At 62.6% G+C, this 24,625-nt stretch carries 23 protein-coding genes; 12 read left to right on the forward strand and 11 right to left on the reverse strand.

What is annotated here, in order from left to right; translation table 11 throughout:
- Positions 1-5: 5 nt before the first annotated feature.
- Both ACR0NY_RS05790 and ACR0NY_RS05795 read right to left on the reverse strand, forming a co-directional pair.
- Positions 6-524, reverse strand: a complete 519-nt coding sequence (locus ACR0NY_RS05790; RefSeq protein ID WP_170368762.1) for a PaaI family thioesterase — start codon at positions 522-524, stop codon at positions 6-8.
- 1 nt (position 525) lies between these two features.
- On the reverse strand, positions 526-945 hold the full coding sequence (locus ACR0NY_RS05795) for a PaaI family thioesterase (RefSeq protein ID WP_170358398.1): 420 nt from the start codon (positions 943-945) through the stop codon (positions 526-528).
- A gap of 113 nt (positions 946-1,058) precedes the next feature.
- Between ACR0NY_RS05795 and ACR0NY_RS05800 the strand changes: the two genes are divergently transcribed.
- From ACR0NY_RS05800 to ACR0NY_RS05830, 7 genes are all read left to right on the forward strand, one after another.
- On the forward strand, positions 1,059-1,427 hold the full coding sequence (locus tag ACR0NY_RS05800; protein WP_170337669.1) for a MerR family transcriptional regulator: 369 nt from the start codon (positions 1,059-1,061) through the stop codon (positions 1,425-1,427).
- Positions 1,428-1,709: 282 nt separating this feature from the next.
- Complete coding sequence (locus ACR0NY_RS05805) at positions 1,710-2,111, forward strand: MerR family transcriptional regulator (protein WP_093962630.1); 402 nt, start codon at positions 1,710-1,712, stop codon at positions 2,109-2,111.
- A gap of 47 nt (positions 2,112-2,158) precedes the next feature.
- Entirely contained in the window at positions 2,159-3,940 is a 1,782-nt protein-coding gene (locus ACR0NY_RS05810) for an acyl-CoA dehydrogenase C-terminal domain-containing protein (protein WP_170368763.1), read from the forward strand.
- A 56-nt stretch (positions 3,941-3,996) separates the two neighbouring features.
- The gene (locus ACR0NY_RS05815; protein ID WP_005981899.1) at positions 3,997-4,209 is read left to right on the forward strand and encodes a hypothetical protein; all 213 of its coding nucleotides are present in this window, start codon (positions 3,997-3,999) and stop codon (positions 4,207-4,209) included.
- Between the two features lie 136 nt (positions 4,210-4,345).
- Positions 4,346-4,984, forward strand: a complete 639-nt coding sequence (locus ACR0NY_RS05820; RefSeq protein WP_170368764.1) for a glutathione S-transferase family protein — start codon at positions 4,346-4,348, stop codon at positions 4,982-4,984.
- 10 nt (positions 4,985-4,994) lie between these two features.
- Complete coding sequence (locus tag ACR0NY_RS05825) at positions 4,995-6,206, forward strand: acetyl-CoA C-acetyltransferase (protein WP_170368765.1); 1,212 nt, start codon at positions 4,995-4,997, stop codon at positions 6,204-6,206.
- 23 nt (positions 6,207-6,229) lie between these two features.
- Entirely contained in the window at positions 6,230-8,431 is a 2,202-nt protein-coding gene (locus ACR0NY_RS05830; protein WP_170368766.1) for a 3-hydroxyacyl-CoA dehydrogenase NAD-binding domain-containing protein, read from the forward strand.
- Positions 8,432-8,486: 55 nt separating this feature from the next.
- Here the strand turns inward: ACR0NY_RS05830 and ACR0NY_RS05835 are convergent, their stop codons facing one another.
- The 3 genes from ACR0NY_RS05835 to ACR0NY_RS05845 all read right to left on the reverse strand — a co-directional run bounded on the left by ACR0NY_RS05835 (position 8,487) and on the right by ACR0NY_RS05845 (position 11,016).
- Positions 8,487-9,251 carry a Hint domain-containing protein gene (locus ACR0NY_RS05835; protein ID WP_260063326.1) on the reverse strand — a complete coding sequence of 255 codons (765 nt, stop codon included), beginning with the start codon at positions 9,249-9,251 and terminating at the stop codon, positions 8,487-8,489.
- 185 nt (positions 9,252-9,436) lie between these two features.
- A complete protein-coding gene (locus ACR0NY_RS05840) occupies positions 9,437-10,084 on the reverse strand; it encodes a sulfotransferase family 2 domain-containing protein (protein ID WP_170368767.1) in 648 nt (215 codons plus the stop codon).
- The gene (locus ACR0NY_RS05845) at positions 10,081-11,016 is read right to left on the reverse strand and encodes a DMT family transporter (RefSeq protein WP_170368768.1); all 936 of its coding nucleotides are present in this window, start codon (positions 11,014-11,016) and stop codon (positions 10,081-10,083) included. The genes ACR0NY_RS05840 and ACR0NY_RS05845 overlap by 4 nt, the downstream gene beginning before the upstream one ends.
- 145 nt (positions 11,017-11,161) lie before the next feature.
- Between ACR0NY_RS05845 and ACR0NY_RS05850 the strand changes: the two genes are divergently transcribed.
- The gene (locus ACR0NY_RS05850; RefSeq protein ID WP_170368769.1) at positions 11,162-12,175 is read left to right on the forward strand and encodes a hypothetical protein; all 1,014 of its coding nucleotides are present in this window, start codon (positions 11,162-11,164) and stop codon (positions 12,173-12,175) included.
- 6 nt (positions 12,176-12,181) lie between these two features.
- Here ACR0NY_RS05850 and upp read toward each other — a convergent pair whose 3' ends face one another.
- From upp to ACR0NY_RS05880, 6 genes are all read right to left on the reverse strand, one after another.
- A complete protein-coding gene (gene upp, locus ACR0NY_RS05855; RefSeq protein ID WP_093962638.1) occupies positions 12,182-12,814 on the reverse strand; it encodes a uracil phosphoribosyltransferase in 633 nt (210 codons plus the stop codon).
- The gene (locus ACR0NY_RS05860; RefSeq protein WP_170368770.1) at positions 12,811-13,797 is read right to left on the reverse strand and encodes an adenosine deaminase; all 987 of its coding nucleotides are present in this window, start codon (positions 13,795-13,797) and stop codon (positions 12,811-12,813) included. The genes upp and ACR0NY_RS05860 overlap by 4 nt, the downstream gene beginning before the upstream one ends.
- A complete protein-coding gene (locus tag ACR0NY_RS05865) occupies positions 13,794-15,005 on the reverse strand; it encodes a phosphopentomutase (RefSeq protein ID WP_170337650.1) in 1,212 nt (403 codons plus the stop codon). Before ACR0NY_RS05865 ends, ACR0NY_RS05860 begins: the two co-directional genes overlap by 4 nt.
- The gene (locus tag ACR0NY_RS05870) at positions 15,002-16,309 is read right to left on the reverse strand and encodes a thymidine phosphorylase (protein ID WP_170368771.1); all 1,308 of its coding nucleotides are present in this window, start codon (positions 16,307-16,309) and stop codon (positions 15,002-15,004) included. The genes ACR0NY_RS05865 and ACR0NY_RS05870 overlap by 4 nt, the downstream gene beginning before the upstream one ends.
- 11 nt (positions 16,310-16,320) lie before the next feature.
- Positions 16,321-16,704, reverse strand: a complete 384-nt coding sequence (locus ACR0NY_RS05875; RefSeq protein ID WP_170338105.1) for a cytidine deaminase — start codon at positions 16,702-16,704, stop codon at positions 16,321-16,323.
- Positions 16,705-16,810: 106 nt separating this feature from the next.
- A complete protein-coding gene (locus ACR0NY_RS05880) occupies positions 16,811-17,896 on the reverse strand; it encodes a cupin domain-containing protein (protein WP_170368772.1) in 1,086 nt (361 codons plus the stop codon).
- Positions 17,897-18,039: 143 nt separating this feature from the next.
- Here ACR0NY_RS05880 and ACR0NY_RS05885 point away from each other — a divergent pair, with 143 nt between their 5' ends.
- The 4 genes from ACR0NY_RS05885 to ACR0NY_RS05900 all read left to right on the forward strand — a co-directional run bounded on the left by ACR0NY_RS05885 (position 18,040) and on the right by ACR0NY_RS05900 (position 24,397).
- On the forward strand, positions 18,040-20,313 hold the full coding sequence (locus ACR0NY_RS05885; protein ID WP_170368773.1) for an NADP-dependent malic enzyme: 2,274 nt from the start codon (positions 18,040-18,042) through the stop codon (positions 20,311-20,313).
- Between the two features lie 46 nt (positions 20,314-20,359).
- Positions 20,360-20,749, forward strand: a complete 390-nt coding sequence (locus ACR0NY_RS05890; RefSeq protein WP_170368774.1) for a GFA family protein — start codon at positions 20,360-20,362, stop codon at positions 20,747-20,749.
- Between the two features lie 228 nt (positions 20,750-20,977).
- Positions 20,978-22,867, forward strand: a complete 1,890-nt coding sequence (gene prpE, locus ACR0NY_RS05895; protein WP_170337643.1) for a propionate-CoA ligase PrpE — start codon at positions 20,978-20,980, stop codon at positions 22,865-22,867.
- 90 nt (positions 22,868-22,957) lie between these two features.
- Positions 22,958-24,397, forward strand: a complete 1,440-nt coding sequence (locus tag ACR0NY_RS05900) for an amidase family protein (protein ID WP_170337642.1) — start codon at positions 22,958-22,960, stop codon at positions 24,395-24,397.
- Positions 24,398-24,625 lie beyond the last annotated feature (228 nt).

Below are 24,625 nucleotides of genomic sequence, written 5' to 3' on the forward strand. Positions count from 1 at the left end.
TTTGCTCAGCTCTTGGCCGAAGGCTCTTGCGGCATCAGGAAATGCCCTGTGGCCTGCGCGAACAGCTTGGCGTGGTTGTCCTGCCAAGCCTCGACGCGCACCGAGGCATACCGCCGACCCGCCCGGCTGATGAAGGCGCGAGCATAGGCATCGCGCGGCAGACCCGAGCGCAGGTAATCCACCGTGAAATCGATGGTCTTGGGAAAACGGATACTGTGATCTGAGATGATGTCCTCGGCGTCGATCTCACCGCTTTCGATGCGTGGAAACAGGTGCTCCCAACTTAGCGTGATCACCGCCGTCACCTCGAGAAAGGCCGCCGTGACACCCCCATGAATCGCCGGCAGGAACGGGTTGCCAATCAGCTTTTCGTCGAAATTCAGAACTCCGGTCAGCTCATCTCCGCGCCGGTCGAAGCTGATGTTGAGGAACCGAATATACGGAACCCCTTCGACCAGCGCCTTGAGGGCCGCGTCGCGGCGCTGTTTCACCACCTGCATAGGTTCGGGGCGGGGTCTTGCCATTTTACTTCCCCTCGACCGTGAAGGCGCCCGAGGCGGTGGCCACCGGGCGATCCTGATCGTCGTCCATCGCGGTGGCGCGCACGAAGGCCACATTGCGCGTGATGTGATAGCAGGTCGCGCGGGTGGTGATCGTCTGGCCGGGCGTTGCGGCGCGCATGTAGTCGATGCGCAGATCGATGGTTGCTGTGCCGCCCGGCGCCGCCGGATGGCTCATGACCGCAGCCCCGCAGCAAGTATCCAGGCTGGCCGACACAGCCCCGCCGTGAATCACGCCAGTGCGGGGATCGCCGATCAGATCCTCGTTGTAAGGCATGGTGATCTCGGCCTCACCCTCGCCGATATGGGTCAGCGTCAGGCCCAGGGCCCGCGCATGGGGGATCGCCTCGATGAACTGGCGGGCGAGTACTGTCTTGTCGACCATGAGGTTCAGTCCTGTTGTCCTGCCCCTTTATGATCTGCTCTGCGCGCAAAGGGCAAGCCCGCCTGTTGCGCTTGTCCGCACAACGCCCTAGGTTGCAACCGAGGAGAACAGGAATGTCCGACAAGCGTTTGTCATTCAAAGAGATGTGCGCCGAGTTCGACGTGACTCCGCGCACCCTGCGCTACTACGAGTATATCGAGCTGCTGCAGCCAGACCGGGAAGGACGGTCCCGGTTTTACGGTCCGCGCGAGCGTGCGCGGATGAAGCTGATCATGCGTGGCCGAAAGTTCGGGTTTCCACTTGAGGAAATCCGGCAGTGGTTGTTGATCTACGAAGATCAAGGCAACAAGGCCCAGATGGCTACCTTTATCGAAATGGCCGACCGCCAGATGGAAGAGCTGCGTCAGCAGCGTCAGCAACTGGACGAAGCTATGGACGAGTTGCAGCGCCTTCGCGATCAAACGGCCAACTCCCTGACCTAAATCGGCCAGTTCGAGCCCCCAAATCCATCCTTCATTACACCGGAAATCTGCATTTTTCGGCTGGCGCCCTGCCGCCTGCCCGTCGGAGGCGAACCGCGCGGGTACAGTGGATTTGGCTGACCCAACGGAAAGAAAATTGCCAACCCGCCGCTTTACGCGACCGGAAGTTACGTCAATTTCTTAGTGACGCAGCGTCTGGATTACGTAAACGTCAATCTCATGTTGTAAAGCGGCCATCGACTGCGCAACTTTCTCATGACACCAGCGACGAGAGGGTGACCAATGACCGAAGATCTTATGACCATCCGCGAGATGTGCGAGACCTATGACGTCACGCCGCGGACCTTGCGGTTCTACGAAGCCAAAGAGCTTTTGTTTCCGATCCGTGAGGGCCAGAAACGGCTGTTCACCAAACGTGACAGGGCGCGGCTCAAGCTGATCCTGCGCGGCAAACGCTTTGGTTTCAGCCTGGAAGAGATTCGACAGCTTCTGGATCTGTACCATGTCGGCGACCAGCAACTGACCCAGATGACCCGCACCTATGAAATCGCGTGCGAACGTCTGGCGGACATGGAAGCCCGCCGCGAGGAACTGACTCAGGCCATTGACGATCTGAAGGAGCAGTTGCGCTGGGGCGAGAAGGTCATCGCCTCGATGAAACAGGAAAAGAAGGCGGCCGAGTAACTCCTCGCCCGCCTGCCACCCGGACATCTGAATTAAGGGAGCTTCAAATGCCCGTTTACAACGCGCCTACCAAAGACACGCAATTCGTTCTGCATGACGTTCTGAAAATCTCGGCCTCGGATATTCCGGGCTACAATGAGCTGGAGCCCGAGTTCACGGGCGCCGTTCTGGAAGAGGCCGGCAAGGTCGCCGTCAACCTGCTGCACCCGCTGAACGTGGTCGGCGACACCGAAGGCTGCCGATTGGAAAACGGCGTCGTCTACACCCCGACCGGGTTCAAGGATGCGTTCGAGCAGGTCAAGGAAGGCGGCTGGACCGGTCTGGACATGCCCGAGGAATATGGCGGCCAGAACATGCCTTATGTTCTTGGCACGGCCGTGGGCGAGATGTTCTCGGCCGCGAACCAGGCTTTCACCATGTATCAGGGCCTGACCCACGGCGCGGCCTCGGCCATCCTGGCGCATGGCACCGACGCGCAGAAAGACACATATCTGCCCAAGATGGTCAGCTGTGAATGGACCGGCACCATGAACCTGACCGAGCCGCATTGCGGCACCGATCTGGGCCTGATGCGCACCAAGGCCGAGCCGCAGGGCGATGGCAGCTACAAGATCACCGGCCAAAAGATCTTTATCTCGTCCGGCGATCACGACATGGCCGACAACATCATCCACCTGGTGCTGGCCAAGATCCCCGGCGGACCCGAGGGCATCAAGGGAGTGTCGCTGTTCATCGTGCCCAAGTTCCTGGTGAACGAAGACGGCAGCCTGGGCGAGCGCAATGGTGTTTCGGTCGGCAAGATCGAAGAAAAGATGGGCATCCACGGCAACTCGACCTGCGTAATGAACTATGACGGCGCAACCGGTTACCTGCTGGGTCAGGAACACAAGGGCATGCGCGCCATGTTCACCATGATGAACGAAGCGCGTCTGGGTGTCGGCATGCAAGGTCTGGCTCAAGCCGAGGCCGCCTATCAGAACGCGCTGGAATACGCCAAGGACCGTCTGCAAGGCCGCGACGTGACCGGCGTCAAGAATCCCGACGGCCCGGCCGATCCGCTGATCGTACATCCCGACATCCGCCGCAGCCTGATGGACCAGAAAAGCTTTGTGGAAGGCGCGCGGGCCTTCATCCTGTGGGGCGCGACCCTGATCGACAAGGCGCACCGCGCAGGCGACAAGGACGCCGACGGGCTGATCTCGCTGATGACCCCGGTCATCAAGGGTTTCCTGACCGACGAGGGCTATGACATGACCGTTCAGGCCCAGCAGGTCTATGGCGGCCATGGCTACATCGAGGAATGGGGCATGTCGCAATACACCCGCGACGCCCGCATCGCCATGATCTACGAAGGAGCCAACGGCGTTCAGGCGCTGGACCTGGTCGGCCGCAAGCTGGCGCAGGACGGCGGCAAGCATGTCATGGCCTTCTTCGACATGGTCAAAACCTTCTGCAAGGAAAACAGCGGCAAGGACGAAGCCTATGACAAGGCCTTCATCGAACCGCTGAAGGCCGCCTCGAAAGACCTGCAGGCCGCCGGCATGTATTTCATGCAGAACGGCATGACCAACCCGAACAACGCTCTGTCGGGCTCGTATGACTTCATGCACATGTTCGGTCATGTCTGCCTGGGCCTGATGTGGGCGCAGATGGCCAAGGCCGCGCAGGAAGCACTGGATGCCGGTGCGTCCGACAAGGACTTCTACGAGACCAAGATCGCCACCGGCCGCTACTACATGGCGCGCCGTCTGCCGGCCACGGGCATGCACCTGGCGCGGATCCAGACCGGCGCCGACACGGTGATGGCACTGGACGCGGCGAACTTCTGATCCCAGTCTGGTTCCGGGCGACCCCGCCCGGAACCAGCGCTCATGGAGGAGATGACATGCCCAAACGCTTTCGCCTGACCCGCCGCTTTCCCGTCGCCATGACTGAGGACGGGTATCGAAAACTCAAGGGGTTTGCCCGCGAGGCCGGGCTGGACGAAGGAGAGGCGCTGTCATTCCTGTTCGAGAACTTCAACAGCGTGATCGACGAGGAGAACCTGACCCACCGGCTGCGCATCTTCAATTCCGAGCTTGAGGCGCGCAAACGCTAGACGACCCCAATGCCTGGCCCAGGCCCGGCGTGTTTTCAGCAAGACAAGTCCGAACGCAGCTGCGGCCCGCGGTCAGGTCTTTCTCGAAACACGTGCGTGACGAAACCGTACAAACCGCCTTGGGAGGGGTGAGTGCATGACGATAAAACTGCATTGCTTCGGAGAAAGCGGAAACTCGTACAAGGCCGCCCTTGCGCTCGAGATGTCGGGGTTGGAATGGGAGCCGGTCTTTGTCGATTTCTTCAACGGCCAGACCCGAACCCCCGAATATCGCGCCGAAGTCAACGAAATGGGCGAAGCGCCGGTGTTGATCGACGGAGATTTCCGGACCAGCCAGTCGGGCGCGATTCAGGCCTATGTCACCGAGAAGTCCGGGAAATTCGGCGGAAAGACGCGGGAAGAGAACTATGACATCCTGCGCTGGGTGCTGTGGGACAACCACAAGTTCAGCTCGATGGCTGGCATGACCCGGTTCCTGATCAACTTTCTGCCCGAACAGCACCGCAACCCGGATGTGATCGCCTTCAACCAAGGCCGCCTGAAAGCCGCCTATCAGGTGCTAAACGCGCATCTTGAGGGACGCGACTGGATCGTCGGCGACTGCGTGACCAACGCCGATCTCAGCTGCTGCGGCTACCTATATTACCCCGAACCCTTCGGCTTCGACCGCGCCGAATGGCCCCATATCAACGCTTGGCTGACCCGCCTGTCCGAGCAGCCTGGATGGAAACACCCCTATGACCTGATGCCCGGCAATCCGTCGGATCGAGCTTGAGGAGAGAAGTATGACCGAAGCTTACATTTATGATGCCCTGCGCACCCCGCGCGGCAAAGGCCGCAAGGACGGCAGCCTGCACGAGGTGACCTCGGTGCGCCTGTCGGCGGTGGCCCTGAACGCCATCAAGGAACGCAACAACCTGGAAGGCCACGCCGTCGAGGACGTGATCTGGGGCAACGTCACCCAGGTAATGGAACAGGGCGGCTGCCTGGCGCGGTCCGCGGTTCTGGCCTCGGACCTGGATGAATCGATCCCCGGTCTGGCGATCAACCGTTTCTGCGCTTCCGGCATGGAGGCCGTGAACCTGGCCGCCAACCAGGTCAAGGGTGGCGCGGGCGAGGCCTATATCGCCGGTGGCGTCGAGATGATGGGCCGCGTGCCCATGGGCAGCGACGGCGCCGCCATCGCGGTCGATCCGTCGCTGGCGATGGAGACCTATTTCGTCCCTCAGGGCATCTCGGCCGACATCATCGCCACCGAATACGGTTTCAGCCGTGACGATGCCGACGCGCTGGCCGTCGAGTCGCAGAAACGCGCGGCCAAGGCGTGGGAAGAGAACCGCTTTGCCAAGTCGGTGATCTCGGTGAAGGACCGCAACGGCCTGACCATGCTGGACCGCGACGAATACATGCGCCCCGGCACCGACATGCAGAGCCTCGGCGCGCTGAACCCCTCGTTCCAGATGATGGGCGAGCAGATGCCCGGTTTCGACAAGGTGGCGATGCTGAAATACCCGCATCTGGAAAAGATCAACCACATCCACCACGCCGGCAACAGCTCGGGCATCGTGGATGGCGCAGCGGCCGTTTTGATCGGCAACAAGGAGTTCGGCGAGAAATACGGTTTGAAGCCGCGCGCCCGCATCAAGGCCACCGCCAAGATCGGCACCGACCCGACCATCATGCTGACCGGCCCGGTTCCGGTGACCGAAAAGATCCTGGCTGAAACCGGCATGAAGATCAGCGATCTGGACCTGTTCGAGGTCAACGAGGCCTTTGCCTCGGTCGTGCTGCGGTTCCAGCAGGCGTTTGACGTCGATCCGGCGCTGGTCAACGTCAATGGCGGCTCGATCGCCATGGGCCACCCGCTGGGCGCCACCGGTGCGATCATCATCGGCACCCTGCTGGACGAGCTGGAGCGCCAGGACAAGGAAACCGGTCTGGCCACCTTGTGCATCGCATCCGGCATGGGCGCGGCAACCATCATCGAACGTGTGTAACGGCGGGGATCAGGAGAAGAAAAATGGCTGATTTTACACTGACCAAAGACGCCGACGGCGTTGGCATCATCACCTGGGACGTCCCCGGCAAGACCATGAACGTGATGTCGTTCGACGGCCTGTCCGAACTGAACGACTGCATTGATCAGGCGCTGGCCGATGACGAGATCAAAGGCATCGTGATCACCAGCGGCAAGGAAGGCTCGTTTGCCGGCGGCATGGACCTGAACCTGCTGGCGGTGATGAAGGAACAGGCGGGCGACGACCCGGCCAAGGGCCTGTTCCAAGGCACTATGAAGATGCACGCCCTGCTGCGCAAGATCGAGCTGGCCGGCATGGACCCCAAGACCAAGAAAGGTGGCAAGCCGATCGCGGCCGCCCTGCCCGGCACCGCCGCCGGCATCGGGATGGAGCTGCCGCTGGCCACGCACCGCATCTTTGCCGCCGAGAACCCCAAGGCCAAATACGGCCTGCCGGAAATCATGGTCGGCATCTTCCCCGGCGCAGGCGGCACCACGCGTATGGTCCGCAAAGTGGGCGCCATCGCGGCGGCTCCGCTGCTGCTGGAAGGCAAGATGCTGGACGTGAAAAAGGCCAAGGGCGCAGGCTACATCGACGAGATCGCAGCCGATCCGCTGGCCGCGGCCAAGGAATGGGTTCTGAACGCCAAGGACGCCGATCTGGTCAAGCCGTGGGACGCCAAGGGCTACAAGATGCCCGGCGGCGCACCGTATCACCCTGCGGGGTTCATGAACTTCGTGGGCGCCTCGGCGATGGTGAACGGCAAGACCCAAGGCGCCTTCCCGGCGGCCAAAGCCTTGCTGAGCGCGGTCTATGAAGGCGCACTGGTCGATTTCGACACAGCGCTGAAGATCGAGGCGCGCTGGTTCACCTCGGTGCTGATGAACCCGTCCTCGGGCGCGATGATCCGTTCGCTGTTCCTGAACAAGGAAGCGCTGGAAAAAGGCGCCGTTCGTCCGAAGGGCATTCCGGACCAGTCGGTCAAGAAGGTGGGCGTTCTGGGTGCCGGCATGATGGGCGCGGGCATCGCGCTGGTCTCGGCGCAGGCCGGGATGGAGGTCGTGCTGATCGACCGCGATCAAGCCGCCGCCGACAAGGGCAAGGCCTATACCGAAGCCTATCTGGACAAGGGCATGAAGCGTGGCAAGGTCACGGCCGAGAAGAAAGAGGCCATGCTGGCCCGCATCACCGCCACGCCTGATCTTGAAAAGCTGGCGGGCTGCGATCTGATCATCGAAGCCGTGTTCGAGGACCCCAAAGTCAAGGCCGAGATGACCCAGAAGGTCGAGGCGATCATCCCCGAGGACTGCATCTTTGCCTCGAACACCTCGACCCTGCCGATCACCGAACTGGCCAAGGCCAGCAAGCGGCCCGATCAGTTCATCGGCATCCACTTCTTCTCGCCGGTCGAGAAGATGTTCCTGGTCGAGATCATCAAGGGCAAGGAAACTGGCGACCGGGCCGTGGCCAAGGCGCTGGACTATGTCCGCCAGATCCGCAAGACGCCGATCGTGGTCAATGACGCGCGGTTCTTCTACTGCAACCGCTGCATCATCCCCTACATCAACGAAGGGGCACGGATGATCACCGAAGGCGTCAGCCCGGTTCTGGTCGACAACGCCGCCCGTCAACTGGGCTTCCCGGTGGGTCCGGTTCAGCTGACCGACGAAACTTCGATCGACCTGGGCGCCAAGATCGCGCGGGCGACCAAGGCGGCAATGGGCGACGCCTACCCGGAAAGCCCTGCGGACGATCTGATCTTCTGGATGGAAGAACAGGGTCGCTTGGGCCGCAAGTCCAAGGCCGGGTTCTTCGATTATGACGAAAATGGCAAGCGCATCGGCTACTGGAAAGGTCTGCAGGACAAATATCCGCTGGCCGAGCAGCAGCCCGACCTGATCGAAGTACAGGAACGCCTGATGTTCGCACAGGTTCTTGAAGCCGTTCGCGCGCTTGAAGAAGGTGTTCTGGAAGACATCCGCGAAGGCGATGTCGGCGCCATCCTGGCCTGGGGCTTTGCGCCCTGGTCAGGTGGTCCGTTCAGCTGGCTTGATATCATCGGTGCGCCTTACGCGGCCGAGCGTTGTGACCAGTTGTCGGAGAAGTACGGTGACCGCTTCGCCTGCCCGCCGCTACTGCGCGAGATGGCCGAAAAAGGTCAGACCTTCTACGGCCGCTTCGACCCCGAAGCCAAAGCTGCCTGACCAAGTGATGCTGGCACATGATCCCATGCGCCAGCATCTTTTTTAAGGTGTTTGGTCAGGTCTGCCATTCAGGCCGCAGAAACAAAGCCGGCACGTTGGGCCGCCCCGGACGTCCCGGACGCCGCACCCCCGATGGGGGACGGATCGGAAAGATCGGTTCCTGCGGGATGGGTGCAGGCAGTGCACCCAACGGGTTTGCAAGGGCCGACAGTTCGCCCGCCTCTGCGATAGATGTAACGAGGCTCCGCGCCTCGGATTCTTCCAGCACCGCGTAGGATCGTCGGGACGGGCCAGATAGCGAACGGATGCGGCACGAGGAACAGAAGGCTTGAAAGCCACCCTCGATAAAGACCACTTCGTCCTGCTCAAAAAACAGCGATGTGACCTGGAATTCCTCTGCCGGTGTCCGAGAGGAAAAGCTGAAGTGCCCGCTTAGCAGACGCGCCGGAATGATCGCCAGCCCCTCGTCGATGCTGCCATCAGAAGACAAGGCTACGGCCATTCCCTGCTCGGGCATCAGCCAGACCGCGCGACCGTTATATGCCGCGCGGGACGGCACGCGCACGGGCAAAAAGTCAGGTCGAACCTCGCCAGCCGGTACGGCTATTCTGTCGTGGGACACGCGTTTCACTTCCTGGAACCCGTTGTCCATCGTTCTGACCAGATCCCCGGCGACCAATGCCTCGGCCAGTTTCCAGCCACTGGTGGTGGCAACCTTCGTCCCATGCAGCAATCCGCCACGCCTGACCGAAACGGCGTCACCCGGTACGGTCTGGATATTATTTTCGGAAAACCCCGAAACACTCACTACTTCCAACACGTGCCGACCCCCTTTTGGCACTTTCAAACTATCCCATTGTGCTAGCACGAAGTTTTCGGGAGTGACTTAGTTTTGCCATATTTAGGGCCAATTTGGGCCTTTTTCGCCCCATTAATCGCGTTTCCGATAAACAAAAGCCTGCATTTGTCAGCGTTTTGCACAATTCGGGAAATAATCGACCAGCCTTATTCGAACCGATATTCGAATCTCTCTATGTCTTCGCGACAGGCGTCAAACACAGCCTTTTTTGCCTGGACCGAGTAGTAGTTGGCGTATTCCGCCCCCCGGGCTGACCGGTTTTCATGCGGAAGGTCCAGACGAAACCCCAGATGATCGAACAGTGGGGCCGCATCCCGCTGAAAGCTTTCGATCCGAATGTATGCGCGACAAAGATCGGTTCCGGTGGCGTCTCTGACATAGGATGGGAACGGGTTTTCCCGAAAGGACTGCTGGATTTTAGGGTGCAGAACAAAGGCCTCAAAATCCAGCCGCCCGGCCAGATGGACTGCTGGGTGATCAAAGGACTGATCCCTCAGCCAGTGGTAATAGCTGACCATCCGGTCCCACGGGTTCCGGATCAGCGTGAACACGAACATCTCTTGCATCTGCTGGTCGGGTAAAAGCCCCCGCAAGTCGGTCAGACGGGAGTGTTTCCACAGCCGGCCCGCCGTCTTCAGTGACCTGTTGCGTTTGTTTCTACGCTGCGCCTTGGGGGTGTCGCCCACTAGGATATCGTCCTTCATGGCCCGCTGCTCGAGCGCCAGCGCCAACGATGTTCCCCCGGTCTTGGGAATATGTATGAAGATGTAGGACCGCCCTGTTGACAGGATCATCGCACCGGTTCCCGTTGGGGAACCACGCTCGCCCGCCACGCCAGCACTGCGCCGGCCGCGGCGATCAGGGCGATGCCCGCAATCTGCAGCGGTCCGATCCCCTGCCCCATCACCACCCAGGCAAAAACCGGCCCGAAGATCATGACCGAATACTCGAACACCGCGACATATGACGGCTCGCCCAGTTGGTAGGCCTTGATCAGCATGAATACCGCAGCCGTGGACCCAACCGCCTGCAATGCGACCCACGGCAGAGCGGCCTCCATCGGCCAGACCCAGCCCCGGGTCACAAAACCGGCCGGGCCGTCAGACTCCACAACCGGCAAAACCGAAAACACGGCGAGGCCAAGGGCGCCGGCCAGCCCAAGCGTGACAATCATCGCAGCCAGCAAGGCGACGGTGCTTTCGTTTGCACAATGCGTTCGGGTCAGGATCGCACTGAGCGCATAGAAAAAGCCGCCTGCCACCGGCAATAGGCTGGTCGCATCAAAGGCATTGGGGTCAGGCTGCAAAACACAGAGGATTCCGACAAACCCCATAAGCACAGCCAAGACCCGCCAGGGGCCGATCTTCTGGTCCAGCAACAGCGCGGAAATCAACAGAACGAAGATCGGTGATGTGAACAGCCCCGCAAGGGCCTGGGCAATTGGCATCAAAGCCAGTGAGCTGAAATAGAACAACATCGCCAGAGTGATCAGAACACTGCGCAACAGGACCGCCCAAAACCTCTGAGGTCGCAGCCCTCCAAACCCCAGAAACGACAGTCCAACGATAAGAGGCAGCATCATCACGGCCCGGCTAAGGTGGAATTGCCACAGACCGATCGTTTCGGCCAGCCGAATGACGAAATTGTCCACGACGCCGATGATTGCCATGGCCGAGACCATCAGAACCGATGCAAGAACCGGTGAAGAAGGATGTGCTGTCTGCATGTGGCCTTGGCCTCCGGGCCCTTTGGCCGAAACTGCGCGTCCCGGTTATCGAGCACATTTCCAATTCACCACGCAACAGGTTTGCGCGGATTAGTCTCTCCGTGTTAGAAATCGACGAAAGATAAAACGAGCAGACCTCATCGAAATGACGGCACTGAAACAATACCAGCGGATCGAGGCTACCGGTCTGTGGCGCCCGTCGCCCGACGAGCAGCGCCGCGAAGTTGTTGTTTCGATCGGCGAGGCGACGTTGACCATCACCGATTTCAACGATCGCGCGCTGACGCACTGGTCGCTTGCCGCACTTGAAAGGCAGAACCCGGGCAAGTACCCCGCGATATTCAACCCCGATGGCGACCCGGACGAGACACTGGAGCTGGAGCAGTCCGAAACCACCATGATCGAGGCAATTGACCGCTTGCAACGCGCCATCGAACGGGCGCGCCCGCATCCCGGACGCCTGCGGTGGGCCAGCGTCGGAGGAGTGGTTGCGGCTGTCGCGGCGGTCTTGCTGTTCTGGCTGCCCGGCGCCCTGCAAAGCCATGTCGAAAAGGTTGTACCCGAGATCAAACGGCAGGACATCGGGACCACGATCCTGCAACGGATCGAGCGGGTCTCGGGCCGGGCCTGCGCCTCGGCGGACGCGCAGCCGGCGCTGCAGAAGCTGGCCCAGAGAACAGGTGTGCGACGGATCGTTGTGTTGCCGGCCGGGGTGCAGGAAAGCCTGTCACTTCCCGGTGGGATCGTGCTGCTGAACCGAGCGCTGGTTGAAGACAGTGAAGATCCCGCGGTTGCCGCCGGTTACGTGATAGCTGAACGCACGCGGGCCAGGCTGCATGATCCGTTGGACGATCTCCTGGACAAAACTGGGCCCACTGCAGCGTTTCGTCTGCTGACGACGGGCGAACTGACGCCTCAGATCGTTGACACCTATTCAGAACAGGTTCTGGCCGAACCCCGCCCCGCAGTTCCGGAAGACGACCTGCTGGAGGCGTTTGCGTCCGCCAATTTGCCCTCAACCCCATATGCCTATGCGGTTGATATCACGGGCGAAACGGTACTGGGTCTGATCGAGGCCGACCCGATGGCGGGTCAGCCTTTGGATCAGGTTATGCCCGACCGCGATTGGGTGCGGCTGCAGAATATCTGCAGCGACTAGGCGTGCCTATTTGGTGCCGAACATCCGGTCTCCGGCATCGCCCAGACCGGGCATGATGTAGCCCTTGGAATTCAGCTCGCGGTCCAGCGCGGCGGTCACGATCTTGACGTCGGGATGCGCCTCTTTCATGCGGGCCACGCCTTCGGGGGCGGCCAGCAGGCACAGAAACCGGATGTCGGTGGCACCGGCCTGTTTCAGCAGGTCGATCGCAGCGGCCGAGCTATTGCCGGTGGCCAGCATCGGGTCGACCGCAATCACCAGCCGATCCTTCAGGCCTTCGGGGGCCTTGAAGTAGTACTGCACCGGCTGCAACGTTTCTTCATCGCGATACAGGCCCACAAATCCAACCCGGGCCGAGGGCACCAGTTCCAGAACGCCGTCAAGCATCCCGTTGCCCGCACGCAGGATCGACACCAGCGCCAGTTTCTTGCCCGCCAGGATCGGCGCGTCCATCTCCTCCATCGGGGTTTCGATATGGCGCGTGGTCAGGGGCATCTCGCGCGTGACTTCATAGGCCAGCAGCAGCGTGATCTCGCGCAGCAATTGCCGGAACGAGGCGGTCGAGGTGCCCTTGTCCCGCATGAGCGTCAGTTTGTGCTGAACCAGCGGGTGGTCGACGACGGTCAGATGTTCGCTCATGTGTTCTCCAGTCTTTTTCTGACCCTTGCGCGGGTCTCTTCATCGCAGAATGCGGCGTTCAGGGCGGTGTCGTTCAGCGCGGCGAAATCCTCGGCGTCCCAGCCGAAGGCCTGGGCCAGCATCTCATATTCGCGGCGCAGGGTGGTATGAAAAAACGGCGGGTCATCGGTGGAAACCGTGACCTTCACACCCGCCTCGCGCAGCCGCGCGATCGGGTGGGCCGCAAAATCCGGGTACAGTCCCAGCACCACGTTCGAGCCCGGGCAGACCTCGAGCGTGATGCCCCGGTCGGCCAGTTCATGTACCAGATCGAGGTCTTCGATGGCTCGCACGCCGTGGCCCACACGTTCGACCCCCAGCGCGCGCACCGCATCGCGCACGCTTTCGGGGCCGCCGAATTCACCGGCATGGGTAGTCAGGCGCAATCCGGCCTCGCGCGCGCAGTCGAAGGCCCATTTGAAATCGGCCTGCTGGCCCATGGCCTCGTTCCCGCCCATACCGAACCCGGTGATCCAGTCACCCGCGGTTTCGGCGGCGCAGCGCGCGCTGCGCTTGGCCTTGTCGGGTCCGAAATGGCGCACGCAGGTCACCACGCCGCGCAGGGTGATGTCGAACTTGTGCTCGGCCTCGTCAGCGGCGTCCTGAATGGCGGCCAGATAGTCGCGCCAGGCATACAGATCGCCCCCGCCGCAGAAATCGGGGCTGAGGAAGGTTTCGGAATAGACCACCCCGTTCGCCGCGCTTTCCTCCAGGATCGCCAGCGTCAGGCGGCGGAAATCCTCAGGGGTTTTCAACACTTCGCAAGCGGCCTCGTAGACGCTGAGGAAATGCGCGAAATCGCGAAAGTCATAGCTGCCGTCGGGTTTGAAAATGCCGCTCAGGTCAACCTTCTTTTCATGCGCCAGCTGGCGGATGAAGGCGGGCGGGGCCGCGCCTTCGTGATGCAGGTGCAGTTCGATCTTGGGCAGGTCTGCGACGGTCATAGAAAGGTCCTTCCCGGCCCTTGCGCCGGAATGTTCAGGTGATGGGCGATGCTGGCGGCCACGTCGGCGAAATTGACTTGCCCGATCTGTCCGGCCCCCAGGCCGGCGATCAGCACCGGCACCTGTTCGCGGGTGTGGTCAGTGCCGACCCAGCTGGGGTCGTTGCCGTGATCGGCGGTCAACAGAAACAGGTCGCCCGGGCGCAGCCGGGGCAGGATACGGCCGATCTGGGCGTCAAACCACTCCAGCGCGCGCGCATAGCCCGAGATGTCGCGCCGGTGGCCGTACTGGCTGTCAAACTCGACGAAATTTGCGAAAGTCAGGCTGCCGTCCTCGGCGCTGTCCACAAGGCGCGAGAGGTGACCCATCAGATCGGCGTCCGAGCCCTTGTCCAGCGTATCGATCCCCTGCATCGAGAAGATGTCGCCGATCTTACCCACACCATGCACCTTGCGCCCGGCATCCTGCGCCCAGTTGGTCAGCACCGGCGCGGGCGGCGTGATGGCGAAATCCTTGCGGTTGGTGGTGCGGACGAACCCCTGTTCGGGCGAACCCACGAAGGGGCGCGCGATCACCCGTCCGACCTTCATCTCGTGCAGCATGGGGGCCAGTGTCCGGCACATTTGGTACAGGCGCTCCAGCCCGAACGTCTCCTCGTGCGCGGCAATCTGGAACACGCTGTCGGCCGAGGTATAGCAGATCGGCCAACCCGTGCGCATATGTTCAGCACCCAGTTCGGCAATGATCGTGGTACCCGAGGCATGGCATATGCCCAGAATGCCCTCGGTACCTGCAGCTTGTGCGGCGGCGCGGGTCACATCATCAGGGAACGTGGGGACCGTGTCGGGGAAATAGTGCCAGTCCCACGGCACCGGCAGCCCGGCCAGCTCCCAATGACCCGACGGCGTGTCCTTGCCCGGCGAATGTTCGCGCGCGCACCCCCACAGGCCGGTCGGGTCGGCCTCCAAGCCCGGCACATCCGCGCCCGAGGCCAGCCGCACCGCCGCCCCCAGCCCCAGCGCATCGAGGTTGGGCAGGCGCAACGGCCCGGACCGGCCATCCTCGGCCCGCTCTTCAGCGCAGGCCTGCGCGATATGGGCCACCGTGTTGGCGCCGGTATCCGGCACGTCGCCGTTGAAAAAGCGGTCGGCATCCGGCGCGCCGCCGATGCCCACCGAATCCATCACCACAAGGAACGCGCGGCTCATGCGAGGATCCTTTCCTGTACCAGCTCCGGCACCGGAACGGGCGCCGGGCCGATGGTGATTGCGGCACGCACGGCTTGCGCGGCACGCTGCGCGGCGTCCTCTCGCGCGGCATGGACCACGGCCAGCGGCGTTCCGTCCGAGACCTTTTCGCCCAGCCGCACCAGCCCCGACAGGCCCACCGCCGGGTCGATCACGTCGCTTTCCACCTGCCTGCCACCGCCCAGCGCCACGACCGCAAGGCCCAGCGCCTCGCCGTCCATTGCGGTTACATAACCTTCGTCCTGCGCCGTGACTTCAAGGATCACGCTGGCCTCGGGCAGATAGCGCGCCCAGTCCTCGACCAGGCCCAGCGGCCCGCCCACCGCGGCCATCATCCGGCCGAACCGTTCGGCCGCGCGGCCATCGCGGATCACCTCGGCGATCATGTCCCGCCCGGCCTGCGCGTCGTTGACCATACCGGCGTCAGACAGCAGAACACCGCCCAGTTCGGCCGAAATCTCGGCCAGGGGCGAGGGTTGCCCACCGGTCAGCACTTTCATCACCTCGGCGATTTCCAGGGCGTTGCCCAAGGCGGGCGCCAGCGGCTGATTCATGTCGGTGATCAGGGCCGAGGTCCGGCACCCGGCCGCATTGGCCGTTTCGGTCAGGGCCTGCGCCAGCTTGCGCGCCTCGTCCAGCGTTTTCATGAAGGCTCCGCTGCCGACCTTGACGTCCAGCACCAGCGCATCCGGGCTGGCCGCCAGTTTCTTGGACAGGATCGAGGCCGTGATCAGATCGAGGCTTTCGACCGTGGCGGTCACGTCGCGGATCGCATAGAGCCGTTTGTCCGCCGGGGCGATCTGTGCCGTCGCGCCGACGATTGCGGCACCGGTCTCGGCCAAAATCTGGGCCAACCGGTCCTGGCTGATCTGGGTCGACACGCCGGGGATCGCCTCGAGCTTGTCGAGCGTCCCGCCGGTATGGCCCAGACCGCGGCCCGAGATCATCGGCACATAGGCCCCGCATTCCGCCAGTGCCGGGGCCAGCACGAGGCTGACGCAATCCCCCACCCCGCCGGTCGAATGCTTGTCGATCACCGGGCCGTCCGGATCCCAGGTCAGAACCTGGCCGCTGTCGCGCATGGCCAGCGTCAGCGCGGCGCGGCCCTCGGGCCCCAGCCCGCCCATGCAGACGGCCATGGCAAAGGCTCCGGCCTGGGCGTCGCTGACGCTTCCATCGGCCAGGCCTTGGGCAAACCACGCCAGCTCGCCGGCATCCGGCACCTCGTGGCGGCGCAGTTTCGCGATGATCGAACGGGCGTCCATGGGCGCGGCCCTTACATGAACGAGGCGTCGAAGGCGCCGGGCAGCAGCTCGCCGATGGTCGTGCGGGTCTCAATCCCGTCCACCGTCGCCATGGTGACGACCACGTCCTTGTCCCCGAACTCGGCCAGTTTCTGCCGGCACCCGCCGCAGGGCGGTACCGGTTGCGGGCTGGAGGCCACCACATAGACCTCGGCCAGCTTGTTTTCTCCGGCGGCAACCATCGCGGCGATCGCACCGGCCTCGGCGCAGGTGCCCTCGGGATAGGCCACGTTCTCCACGTTGCAGCCCGCGAAGACTTCGCCCGACGGGGTGCGGACCGCGGCGCCCACCTTGAAATTCGAATAGGGCGCATAGGCGTTTTCACGCACCTTGAGGGCTGCTTCTTTCAACGACATGGCGATTCCCCGATTTTTGATCATCTGGTCAGAATGCCATACCCTACTGGAAATGCGCGGGGGAATTGAAGCCCCCTCTGCACGGGAATCGCAGCGCGCCCGCGCGTCAGCCCAGATCGGTCTTGAAATACCCCGGCAGCGTGACCTCGAGCAGTTCGGCATCGTCGCTGGGGTCGGCCAAGCGTGTTCGCATTCCAGGCGGGATGACAAAGGCATCACCCTGCTCCAGACGAAACGGATCACGTCCTTCACCTTCCAGGGTGACGGCCCCGTTCATCACGAAGGTAAAGTGGATATCGGCATCATGGCTGGCCCAGACCGGGTCGCCCTGCCCCCGGCGCACCACCTGAACGCCCGCCACGCCCTTGGTGTTTTCAGCAATCGTCGTGTCGCGGCATTGATAGCCCGGCAGGCGGAACGGCTGCCACGCTGCCCCTTCGGCCCGGTTGTAGACGAACCGCTGGCCCTGCCATTCCCGCTCGGGGCGGTAAAGCGGCGTGGGCAGCTGCATTTCGTGGTCGATCTCGGTCACATGTTCGGCCGGAACGCCGATTTCGATCACCTGCACGTTGTCCGACGCTTCCAGCACGCGGTGCCGGATCTCGGGCGGCTGGATGAAACAGTCGCCAGCGGTCAGGCGCATCTTGTCGCCCTGATCCTCATAGACCACATCCACCCAGCCGTGGATGCAGAAGATCAGCTGGAACCCGACCTTGTGGAAATGCACCATATCCGGGACCGGGCCGCCGTCGGGAATGCGGATGTGGCTGGCGATGATCGACCCGCCCAGCCGGTCCGGCACCAAGTCGCGGTAGTGCATGCCCGCGCGCCCGATGACCCAGGGCGCCTGATCCTTGAGCCTGCGGACGACGAAGGAATGAACCGTCTCGGGCATCACCAGCGGCGGGTTGCGCTCTTCAATCTCGATGCGGGTGCCGTTGGGGGCGACCAGGCTGCGCTGACCGCCGGCAAACCCGTCCGGATCATCAGTGAGGATGCGCAAGGTGCCCGGCGCCTCGGGCGCGTCCTTTTCCACCCGCAGGCGCAGTCCATGCCCGGAAAACACCGCGACGCGGGGGTCATCCGCCGGATAGATCATGTCCATCCGCATGCCCAGAACCTTGGTGTAGAACGGAATGTCGTTTCGCAGTTCTTGGGTCGGAATGCGGAATTCGGCTATGGTATCGGTCATGCTGGTCTCCTCTGCGCGGGACTGTGAGGGGCCGTTGGGGGATTTGCAAGTCGGGGTCGGATCCGCCGTCATGCGATTTCGAGGTTTCCCCTGCGTAAGAAATAGTTTAGCACTAAACTAAATTCCAAACGGGAAGTTTTGACATGTCCGACACACCCAGCCTGCGTCAGGCCGCACTTGATTACCACGCGCATCCGAAGCCTGGGAAACTGGAGATCAAGGCGACCAAACCCATGGCCAACGGGCGCGACCTTGCCCGCGCCTATTCGCCCGGCGTGGCCGAGGCCAGCCTTGAGATCAAGGCCGACCCGGCGACCGCCGAGATGTATACCGCGCGCGGCAATCTGGTGGCCGTGGTTTCGAATGGCACCGCGGTGCTGGGGCTGGGCAATATCGGCGCGCTGGCCTCTAAGCCGGTGATGGAGGGCAAGGCCGTCCTGTTCAAGAAATTCGCCGGCATCGACTGTTTCGACATCGAGTTGAACGAACCCGACCCCGAGAAGCTGGCCGATATCGTTTGCGCGCTGGAGCCGACCTTCGGCGCGATCAACCTCGAGGACATCAAGGCGCCCGACTGCTTTGTCGTCGAGAAACTGTGCCGCGAGCGGATGAACATTCCGGTCTTCCACGATGACCAACACGGCACCGCCATCGTGGTGGGGGCCGCTGCGCGCAACGCGCTGCACGTGGCCGGCAAGCGGTTCGAGGACATCAAGGTCGTGTCCACCGGCGGCGGTGCGGCTGGGATCGCCTGCCTGAACATGCTGGTCAAGCTGGGCGTCAAGCGCGAGAACATCTGGCTTTGCGACATTCACGGGCTGGTCTATGAGGGTCGCGTCGAAGACATGAACCCGCACAAGGACCAATTCGCCCAGAAAACCGACCTGCGCACGCTGGATCAGGTGATCGACGGGGCCGACCTGTTTCTGGGCCTCAGCGGGCCGAACGTGCTCAAGCCCGAGATGGTCGCGCGCATGGCCAAACAGCCGATCATCTTTGCGCTTGCGAACCCGACCCCGGAGATCCTGCCCGACGCCGCGCGTGAAGTGGCCCCCGACGCCATCATCGCCACCGGGCGCAGCGACTTTCCCAACCAGGTGAACAACGTCCTGTGTTTCCCGTTCATCTTCCGCGGTGCGCTGGACGTGGGTGCGACCGAGATCAACGATGCCATGCAGATCGCCTGCGTTGAAGGCATCGCCGAAATGGCCCGCGCCACCACCAGCGCCGAGGCCGCAGCCGCCTACAAGGGCGAACAGCTGACCTTCGGCCCAGACTACCTGATCCCCAAGCCGTTCGACCCGCGACTGGTGGGTGTGGTGTCCTCGGCCGTGGCCCGCGCCGCGATGGAAAGCGGCGTGGCCAGGCGCCCCATCGAGGACATCGAAGCCTACAAGGAAAAGCTGAACCAGACGGTCTTCAAGTCCGCCCTACTGATGCGCCCCGTCTTCGAGGCCGCAGCCGCTGCTTCGCGCCGCATCGTCTTTGCCGAAGGCGAAGATGAACGCGTGCTGCGCGCCGCTCAGGCGATTCTTGAGGAAACCACCGAAACCCCGATCCTGATCGGCCGTCCCGAGGTGATCGAGGCACGCTGCGAACGACTGGGCCTGTCGGTCCGCCCCGGGCAGGACTTCCAGATCGTGAACCCGGAAAACGACCCTCGTTATTATGACTATTGGAACTCGTACCACCAAATCATGCAGCGTCGGGGGGTAACGCCTGATCTGGCCAAGGCGATCATGCGGACCAATTCCACCGCGATCGGCGCAATCATGGTTCACAGGGGTGAAGCCGACAGCATGATCTGCGGCACCTTCGGCGAGTATCGGTGGCACCTGAACTATGTTGAGCAGGTGCTGAATGACGGCGACCTTCGCCCCCATGGTGCATTGTCCCTCATGATCCTTGAAGACGGCCCGCTGTTCATCGCCGACACTCATGTCCGGCAATTGCCCAGCCCGGAAGAACTGGCTGAGATCACCGTCGGCGCCGCGCGCCATGTCCGGCGTTTCGGGCTGGCGCCAAAGATCGCGTTCTGCTCGCAATCGCAGTTCGGCAATCAGGCCGAGGGCTCGGGCAAGCGCCTGCGCGAAGCGATCGCGATATTGGACAGCAAGCCCCGCGACTTCATCTATGAAGGCGAAATGAACCTGGACGTGGCCCTGGACCCCGAACTGCGCGAGCGGATATTCCCCAATTCCCGCTTGGAGGGGGCCGCCAACGTGCTGATCTTTGCCCATGCGGACGCGGCCAGCGGCGTGCGCAACATACTGAAGATGAAGGCAGACGGCATCGAGGTCGGCCCCATCCTGATGGGCATGGGCAACAAGGCGCATATCGTGACACCTTCGATCACCGCGCGCGGGCTGCTGAACATGGCGGCAATTGCCGGAACGCCCGTCGCGCATTACGGTTGACCACGGCGGCCCGACCGGTCTGGCCGCCCTGCCGAGGGAGGTCATCATGAAAGGTCACTGCCACTGCGGCGCCGTGCGATGGGCCAGCGATGCCGAGATCGCCTGGAGCTGTTACTGCCACTGCGCGGATTGCAGGCGCAATTGCGCCGCCCCAGTCACGGCGTTCATCGGGCTGCCCCACGGTTCGGTGACGTGGTCGGGGGATGCGCCGCACGTGTACAACTCGTCTAAGGACGTCGAACGCCTGTTCTGCGGGACCTGCGGCACGCCGATGGCATACCGCAATGCCCGCGACCGGGTGAACATTCACCTCTATACCGCCACGTTGGACAACCCCGAGGATGCCGCGCCCCGGTTTCACGTTTTTCACGCCGAGCATCTGCATTGGCTGAACATCGAGGACAGTCTGCCCCGATATGCGGGAACAACGACCTGATCCGAATCTGGCAACGCCACTTTTGCACCAGACGCTTCGCAAATTTGCAAGTTCCGCAAAAATTTCCCGCCCAGGCGCGAAAACAAGGATCATTTGCAAAACTTTGCAAGGCAAATGGGGCGGTTCTGCAAATATTTCGCGATAAACTGACGCGCCGTCACGCGCGCCGCTTGCTCGGTCAGCCGTCCGCGCCTAACACAATGCGAGCAATTTTTGGGAGGAGGACCCATGGCATACCAGGACGTTTACGAGAGCTGGCAAAAAGACCCAGAGGCTTTCTGGATGGACGCGGCCAAGGGGATCGACTGGTTCCAACCGCCAAGCAAGGCCCTGTTTGACGACAACGCCCCTCTCTATGAATGGTTCTGTGATGCCAAGGTGAACACTTGCTGGAACGCGGTGGACCGCCACGTTGAAAACGGCCGAGGCGAGCAAACCGCCGTCATCTATGATAGCCCGATCACCCACACCAAGCGCGAAATCTCGTATATGGAGCTGCGCAATCGCGTGGCGACCCTGGCCGGCGCGCTGCGCGCCAAGGGCGTCGAAAAGGGCGACCGCGTCATCATCTACATGCCGATGATCCCAGAGGCTCTTGAGGCGATGCTGGCCTGCGCGCGGCTGGGTGCGGTGCATTCGGTGGTCTTTGGCGGGTTTGCCAGCAACGAACTGGCGGTGCGGATCGACGACGCCAAACCCAAGGCGATCATCGCGGCGTCCTGCGGGTTGGAGCCCGGTCGCGTGGTGCATTACAAGCCGCTGCTGGACGGTGCCATCGACATGGCCGAACACAAGCCCGATTTCTGCGTGATCTTCCAGCGCGAACAGGAAGTGGCCAAGCTGGTCGAGGGGCGCGACTTCAACTGGCACGGCTTCCAGTACGGCGTTGAGCCGGCCGAGTGTGTCCCGGTCGAAGGCAATGATCCGGCCTACATCCTTTACACCTCGGGCACCACGGGCGCACCCAAAGGTGTCGTGCGGCCGACGGCCGGGCACCTTGTGGCTCTGAACTGGACGATGAAGAACATCTACAACGTCGATCCCGGCGACGTGTTCTGGGCGGCCTCAGACGTGGGCTGGGTCGTGGGGCATTCCTACATCTGCTATGGTCCGCTGATCCACGGCAACACCACCATCGTGTTCGAGGGCAAACCCGTCGGCACCCCCGACGCGGGCACCTTCTGGCGGGTGATATCCGAGCACAAGGTCAAAAGCTTTTTCACCGCCCCAACGGCGATCCGGGCGGTCAAGCGCGAGGACCCCAAGGGCGAAATGCTGGCGAAATACGACCTGTCCTGCCTCAAGGCCCTGTTCCTGGCCGGTGAACGCGCCGACCCGGACACGATCACTTGGGCACAGGACGCGCTGAAGGTTCCGGTCGTCGACCACTGGTGGCAGACCGAAACCGGCTGGACCATCGCTGGAAACCCGCTGGGGATCGAGGAACTGCCAATCAAGCTGGGCTCGCCCGCCAAGCCGATGCCCGGATATGACGTGCAGATCCTGGACGAAGGCGGTCACCCGATGAAACCGGGCGAACTGGGCGCGATCGCGGTCAAGCTGCCACTGCCCCCGGGCACGCTGCCGACCCTGTGGAATGCCGAGGAGCGTTTCAAGAAATCCTATCTCGAGCATTTCCCGGGCTATTATGAAACCGGCGATGCAGGCATGATCGACGAGGACGGGTACCTCTACATCATGGCCCGCACCGATGACGTGATCAACGTCGCCGGCCACCGCCTGTCCACCGGCGCGATGGAGGAGGTTCTGGCCGCCCATCCCGATGTGGCCGAATGCGCAGTCATCGGTGTATCGGACCAGTTGAAGGGTCAGGCCCCGGTTGGCTTCCTGTGCCTGAACGCGGGTTGCAATCGTGACCATGCCGAGATCGCGAAAGAGGTCGTGCAGATGGTGCGCGACAAAATCGGGCCCGTAGCAGCATTCAAGCTGGCCGTCGTAGTGGATCGTCTGCCAAAGACACGGTCCGGCAAGATCCTGCGTGGAACGATGGTGTCGATCGCCGATGGCAAGAAATACAAAATGCCAGCCACGATCGACGATCCGGCCATTCTGGACGAGATCACCGAAGCCCTGAAATCAATCGGTTACGCCCAGTAACCGGGCATTGTGCGGCCCTGGGCCGCCCGCCCTGCCCTGCAGGGTTGCAACCATTGGCAGACCGCCTACTGTGCCCTTGACGGAGGGCACATGGCAAATGACGACATCTGGCGCCTGAGCGCTGCAGAACTCGCAAAACTGACCCGCTCCGGCGAATTGAGCGCGACCGAAGCCGTCCAAAGTGCGATCGACCGGATGCACGCGCTGAACCCGGCGCTGAATGCCGTCGTCGAAGACCTCAGCACCGAGGCGCAGGAGCGCGCCCGCGCCCTCGATGCCCAGTGGGCGCGCGGCGAACCGACCGGCCCGCTGCACGGCGTTCCCGTCACGATCAAAGTCAATGTCGACCAGAAAGACCATGCCACGACCAATGGCGTGGCCGCTCTGAAAGACGTAATTGCCCCTGACGATGCGCCCGTCGTGTCGAACCTGCTGAAGGCCGGTGCGGTGGTGATCGGCCGGACCAACACGCCCGAGTTCTCATTCCGCGCCGACACCGACAACCCGCTGTATGGGCGCACGCACAACCCGTGGGGACAGCATATTTCGCCCGGCGGCTCCTCGGGCGGGGCCGGCGTGGCGGTGATGACGGGCATGGGGGCGCTGGCGCATGGCAACGACATCGGCGGCAGCCTGCGGTTCCCGGCCGCGGCCCTTGGCGCGGTCACAGTGAAGCCGGGCCTTGGCCGCGTCCCCGCATGGAACCCAAGCCAAACCGCCGAACGCGGTCTGCTGGCGCAACTGATGTCGGTGCAAGGACTGATCACCCGCAGCGCGGTTGACCTGCACCTGGCCATGCCCAGCCTCATCGCGCCGGATCCGCGCGATCCGTTTCACGTTCCGCTGCCATGGCGCATGGCCGAGCCTGACCAGCAGCCGCGGGTGGCTTTCACCAAGAACACTTTCGGTTACGATCTCCACCCCGAGGTCGACAAGGCGCTGGACACGGCCCGTGATGCACTGGTTGATGCCGGGTACACCGTTGACGAGATCGACGCTCCGAACGTTTTTGAATGTGGACGGATTGGTTATCGCGCATTAATGGGCGAGGTTCTGACCCTGATGAAAGCCGATGTCGAGGCGGCCGGGTCCGAGACCATCCAACGCATCTTTGCCACTTACTTCCAGGAATTTCCCCCGATCACCGGACCGGACCTGATCCGGGCGCTGGCGCAGCGCAGCCACCATGCGCGGGAATGGTCCCTGTTCATGGAGGACTATCCGCTGGTGCTGTCTCCTTTCCTGCCGCAGCCCTTTTTCAGACCCGACCGCGACACAGAAGGCTCGGAAGGTGTGCACGAAGTGCTGGGCTGCGCAGTCTATTCCTACGCCATGAACTTTCTGGGCCTACCCGCCGCCTGCGTTCCGGCGCGTTTGGCCGAATTGCCGAACGGGCGCCAACCAATCAACGTTCAGATCGCGGCGCAGCGCTGGCGCGAGGACCTTGCCGTGGACGCAGCCGTCGCAATTGAAGCCCGGGTTGGTCGTATGGCTGATCACCTGTGGGCCGATCTGGCAAGCACGGGCTGAAACACCAACCGCTTTCAAATGCCCCAAAATAATTGACCCCGGGACTGAGAGCCCGGGGTCCACGTGCTAAAATATGCCCGGATTGTGATGACGAGCGTAGCACCACCCACCCTCGCCAGCGCGAAAACTGCGCAATCATCCGAAAACACCATTTGGTGGCCACTCACTCCCACCGCGGCGTGTTCTCCGGGCAGGTTCAGCATAGCTGAGAGATGGTCAGCGTCCTGT

It is taken from the genome of Ruegeria sp. BJ5 (genome assembly GCF_056537865.1).